The 5,479-nt window shown below is 41.7% G+C and carries 4 protein-coding genes; 1 reads left to right on the top strand and 3 read right to left on the bottom strand.

All coding sequences use genetic code 11. The annotated features are described in order from the left end of the window. Positions 1 to 851: HAMP domain-containing protein (locus AC1DWN_RS26845; RefSeq protein WP_477561953.1), on the bottom strand; the 851-nt coding region annotated here is incomplete at its 3' end. Continuing rightward, positions 848 to 1,522: a response regulator transcription factor gene (locus AC1DWN_RS26840; RefSeq protein WP_477561952.1), complete on the bottom strand. Its 675-nt coding sequence runs from the start codon at positions 1,520 to 1,522 to the stop codon at positions 848 to 850. The genes AC1DWN_RS26845 and AC1DWN_RS26840, both read right to left, overlap by 4 nt. Positions 1,523 to 1,762: 240 nt before the next feature. Between AC1DWN_RS26840 and AC1DWN_RS26835 the strand changes: the two genes are divergently transcribed. After that, the gene (locus AC1DWN_RS26835; RefSeq protein WP_477561951.1) at positions 1,763 to 3,316 is read left to right on the top strand and encodes a sensor domain-containing diguanylate cyclase; all 1,554 of its coding nucleotides are present in this window, start codon (positions 1,763 to 1,765) and stop codon (positions 3,314 to 3,316) included. Positions 3,317 to 3,391: 75 nt separating this feature from the next. On the opposite strand, the gene AC1DWN_RS26830 is transcribed toward AC1DWN_RS26835, so the two are convergent. Further along, positions 3,392 to 5,479, bottom strand: a 2,088-nt coding sequence (locus AC1DWN_RS26830) for an Ig-like domain-containing domain (RefSeq protein ID WP_477561950.1), incomplete at its 5' end; no start/stop codon positions are given.

Genomic DNA, 5,479 nt, shown 5'->3' with positions numbered 1-5,479 from the left:
GAATAGAGGTGACTGTTCAATACGGTTAGCGGTGTACGCAAATCATGTGACAAATTGGAAATGAGACGTTTGCGCAGCTGTTCTTCTTCCCGCTCCCGCTGTTGACTTTTCCTTAACTGATCGACCATTTCGTTAAAAGCCGCTTCAAGCTGTCCGATCTCATCCTCTTTTTTCTGAACAAGAGGTGTCGGAAGGCCGTTTAAACCTCGTAGTGTCATTGCCGCTTGTAGTCTCAGAAGACGCCTGCGTATTTGTCTAAAAAATAACAGGGAGATGATAATGAAGAAAGTGAACAAGACAAAAATAAAAGTAACATAAAAGAGCGTGCCCGACCCAAGTGGAGCCTTTATTTGGAGCAGTGATCTTGGCATTTGAAGCACCATAAAGCTTGGCCCGCTATTATTTTCACCTATAAAAGCAAGGACGGTAAATGGATCGTTATCTATGTTCTCTTTCATAAATTGAATAGCCTCGACATGTGTCCAGTGAGCAGGTAGCTTTGTTTGCTTAGGAAGCTGCAGCTGTGTATCCCCCGCAGCATTGACCCAAAAGACGGACGCTTCGGGGTACTTCTTTGAGAGCTCTTGAAGCTTCCGATCGACTTGTTCAGGAGAAGCGTCACCAAGCGAAGCAGCTTCTTGATGCCATAAGGCTTCAATGTGATTGGTATTTCCGTACTTTAGATCGCTAGGCTCTTCCTTATGGATGGCAGTCTCCGAAATCAGATACAACATACTAGCCAGCGGGAAAATAATTGGAATAAACAGAAAGGCAAACATAATGATAAGCAGGTAGCGTGACATTAAGGAATGACGAAACTTGGTGCTGCTCTGGAACAATTTCTTCTTCATGCTCTTACCCTGTAACCGATTCCTCGCACGGTTTCAATGATCTCTGGAGCTGCGGGATCGCGTTCAATTTTCTCACGCAAATAACGAATATGAACCATTAACGTTTTGTCGCCTTCAAGGAAAGGCTCCTTCCAAACCGCTTCATAGATTTGTTCCTTCGTTAAAATTTGCCCGAGATGGCGCAATAGGTAAGTGAATATTTGAAATTGCTTGCCGGTCAAAGTTATTTCCGACCCTGTATCGCGGTTTTCAATTCGATTTTCCTTCTCGTAAACAAGCAGATGCTTGATAGCGGTTGTCTCGGATGTTTGCGAAGAGAATCGACGGAGCAGTACCTCAATTCGAGCGGTAAGCTCATCGGGATGAAACGGCTTCGTCAAATAATCGTCGGCGAACTGCAAGCCCTGCAGCTTATCGTCGATTGAAGTACGGGCTGACAGCATGAGGATCGGGAGGCTTGGATCAGTTTTTTTCAGACGCTGTCCCACCGTAAAGCCATCCAGACCTGGCAGCATGACATCGAGAATGACAAGATTGCATCCGTTTGCCTCTTCAAGTGCTCGTTCACCGCTGCGGAGCCATTTCACCTCAAAACCTTTTTCTTTCAAATGCTGGCAAACAAAGCTTCCAATTTCATGATCGTCTTCAATGTATAGGAGTGTTTCATTCATATATTTTTACAACCCTTTCTAGATAAATTCAATTCTTTAATAGTTAATTAAAGACTTTATAAGTAACATACACTACGAACAAGAGCGAGGTAAATAAAAGATGCATGGAATTGAATAATATACGCAATTATAAGTAGAATTAAATAGGTTATAAAAGGGTGYTTATATAAAAAGTTATATATTTTCTCTTCTTATTGGGCTAATATATACTAAAGTTTTGCAACAAGAGAAGGAGCTTCCATGGGAAAACGGAAAGGATTTAAGCTTCGAGAGGTGCTAGGCTTACTAGTATTTGTATCCGTCTTTTTAACTGCGTTCGTAAGCGGTTATTTTGCATGGAAAACGAATAAAGATTCTTTAACCGAAGGTTACCTCGAAAGCAATTATCAATATGCCAAAAAGCTTTCCTCCAATACGAGCGAATTACTAAAAATTATGCATAATAATATAGATTCTATTGCAGAAATGGCTGGAAATAAGCCGCTTACTCAAAAAGAGTTAGATATCTGGTATAAATCAAATGAGCAATATTTTAATTCGATTTTTATCGTCGATGCTTCTAGAAAAGTACAGGCTGTCAGCTCTAACCTTAAGGGACTTGTTATTGGTACGCAACTTACGTCTTATGCGTCACAACAGGCAGTAGAGCTAAGAAGGCATCTGATCTCAGAGCCCTACGTTGGAGCAACAGGCAGACTCATTATTCAAATTTCTTCACCCATAATGAACGTGAAGGGGGATTATCTCGGTTATGTGGGCGGAACCATTTATTTGGAAGAAAGTAATGTTCTCAGCAGGCAATTAATTGAACATTTCTACGGAAATGGATCTTATGTGTATGTAGCAGACAAACACGGTCATCTTATCTTTCATCCTGACAAGGAACGTCTGCGAGAGACAATTACGGATAATGAAGTGATTAATCGAGCTGTATCTGGCCATAGCGGATCGCAGAAGATCATTAATTCAAAAGGCGATTCTTATTTTGCGGGGTATGCTTATGAGTCTATAAGCGGCTGGGGAATTGTTGCGCAGACCCCTACCTCGATTTTGGACGAGCCTTTAAAGAAGCTGATTTTTAATATTTTGATGCAATCACTTCCTTTATTTGTCATTATATTACTTGCGGCAGGCTATGTATCTTTTATCATAACAAAACCACTTTATGTACTTGCTAAATTTTCAGAAGAAGCCATTCTGTCAAACAAAGCCATTCGTTCCAAAATACCAAAGACGAGCTCGTATATTTACGAGGTAAGACAATTAACTCATAATATTAATAATCATCTCAGTTTATTGAAAAAAGAAATACAATTGGACGGGCTGACGGGACTTGCTAATCGGAGAACATTTGACCAAACCATAAATGAATGGATGGAGGATCATTTAACATTCTCGCTTATTCTTCTAGATATCGACCATTTCAAAAGAGTTAACGATGAGTTCGGACATTTGGTTGGAGATGAAGTGTTGAAGTATTTAGCCGCTAAACTGCGCGAATTCTCAAGGGATGAGGATCTGTGCTTCCGCTATGGCGGAGAGGAATTTGGTGTTCTTGTTCGATTTGGAAACATTCATGATGCAGCTCGTACGGCGGAACGCTTAAGAGAAGAGATTGCCCAGACGATAAGCCCGATAGGCAAGCCTATCTTTGTATCGATTGGCGTTTCTCATTTTGATGGGCGAGGGAATGGCGTCAAGGAGATTATTGAAAGGGCTGACAAGGCTCTTTATCAATCTAAGGCTGAGGGCAGAAATCGGACGACTGTCTGTTATGGCGATAGCAACCAGTAATTCTATACAGACAAACAGCCATAATTCCTGTGAGGGATTATGGCTGTTTGTTGTGAGCGTTTGTAATCCGGATTATTAATGAATAAGGAATGAAATATTATCGGCGATAGGCTTCTGTTTGTTGAGATCCTGGTAGATTTCCGCACCTAGAGCGGATAGCTTAACACTAGCCTGCTTACCGGCATCGAAACCGTATAGGCGCAGTGTTATGATATTTCCTTGCTGCGTTGCAGCTGTTTGCGCAATCTTATTTCCATTCACAAATACATCAAAAGCATTTGTAGGTGTGCCAGTGACATCCTCACTTAAAGTAATGAAGATAAGGTTGGACCATGCTTCAATGGATGAAATAAAAGGACGTACATTATCAAGATCCACACCTCTGAACTGGACTGTTCCACGACCAGAAGAAGTATCCAACTGGTTCCCTTGGAGGTCTGTAATCCGACCGCTGTCTGCGTTATAGGATAGTTTGTAGACCTTATCCGAACGAAGAGCCGCTGTAGCTGCAGGATACATGCGCACCGTTACTTTCAAGCGGTCCTCAGACAAAGTGGAGCTTGAGTAAATGCCTTTTGCTAGATTTACATTGGTGCGATCTGTTTCATTGTAGAGCTGGAAAACATCCTGATCGGCTTCTGCTACTGGCTCAGTAAATTCGATCTCAAATGTGTAGCGATCTTTGGCGACAACGGATTTCATTCTAGGAGCCTCATTGTTTAGATTGCTTCCTTGGAACGTTATCCGGAATGCATCCGAGCCATCCGTCGTTTTCATTCCATTCCAACCTGCAGCATCCGTAATGCCGCTATAGAAGCTCATTCGGTATGTTTTGCCGGCTTCTAGTGCAGTATCTAAATTAAGTGTTACTTGTGTGACGATCTTATTTTTGTCATTTAACTGATCCGAAGTTATTCTCATAGAACGGTCTTTGTCGTCCGTCAGTAGGAAGGAATTGAAGCTGACGTTTTTGACTGGTTCACTAAAATAAACGGTTACGGCCGTGTTGTTGACGGCTACAATCTTAGTTACGTAAGGATTGCTATTTGATTGATCTATACCAGCAAAGCGTTTTCTGTTATCATCGTTTGATGTTTTTAACCCTGCCATGCCTGTAAGTATGGCTTCATAAACATGCCCCTGCTTGAAGATGGAAGTAGTTGTATTATCTGTCCTAGCAAATTGAATACGGAGCGCACGATCATCGCCTTGTACCGATGATGTGTAATAACGCAAGCCTGACATGGAGACGGAAGAACCATTATCAGAAATAATGTCTAGCCTAAGCTCGGAGAGGCTGACGCCTGTTAAGCTCCGATTGAAATAGAGAATTGCCTCGTTCTCACTTATTGCACTAATAGACTGAAGGGTGAGCGGAACGACGCCTTTCGTATTCTCGCCTACAAATGAGTACTTCGTTCCCGCAGCGATAGCATTACCATCTCGGTCTGTAATTCCGTTTACGGTTAACGTATAAACTTTTCCTGCTGTCTGTTCTCCAGTCGTTAGCGTTACTGTCTTATCGCTGTCATTGTATACAGCCTTTGATGGATTACCAAGTCCACCGTCAAATACGTAATTTAGTCTCTTCTCGGCGTTTCCTCTATCCAAAGACTCGTTGTAGGACAGTATGATTTTATTAGGACCTATTACTAATTTGGAAATAACGGGAACCGAGTTATCTACAACTGAGCCGAAATATAGGTCGCTTCGTGAATCCATTATATTACCGGCCTGATCTTTTACGTTTTTAACTGAAAGCGTGTAGACGGTAGAGACGGTTTGTTTACCCGTGGTAATGATTACTGTTCTGTTGTCGGATGAAAGGGAGATGGCGTTAATAATTAAGTCTTTAGTAAATTTGTAGTTTGATTTGTTTTCAGCAGAGCCTTTGTCTACTGCTTCGCTAAACACAAGCATGATTTTTGCGTCTGAGCCAATCAAGCTTGATGTTATAAACGGCTTAACCGTATCACGCAAGGTCACTCTGTACACCCATGTATTTCCATCTACTTTTAACCGATATATGCCGCCATCCGTTTGCATTTCTGTTGTAAGTGTTACTCGTTTACCATCTTGGCTAAGCAAAGCATACAGAATACCAACTGCTTTTCCATTCTCGGTTTCTAGAGCAAATAGATCAGTAGATACCGAGCTGATAGC

The organism is Paenibacillus sp. P4_A7 (assembly GCF_056402455.1).
This window is presented reverse-complemented; position numbering and strand designations above follow the sequence as displayed.

Excerpts from the sequence above, each read along its gene's own strand:
- AC1DWN_RS26835 (WP_477561951.1), top strand. The coding sequence starts at position 1,763 with ATGGGAAAACGGAAAGGATTTAAGCTTCGAGAGGTGCTAGGCTTACTA.
- AC1DWN_RS26840 (WP_477561952.1), bottom strand. The coding sequence starts at position 1,522 with ATGAATGAAACACTCCTATACATTGAAGACGATCATGAAATTGGAAGC.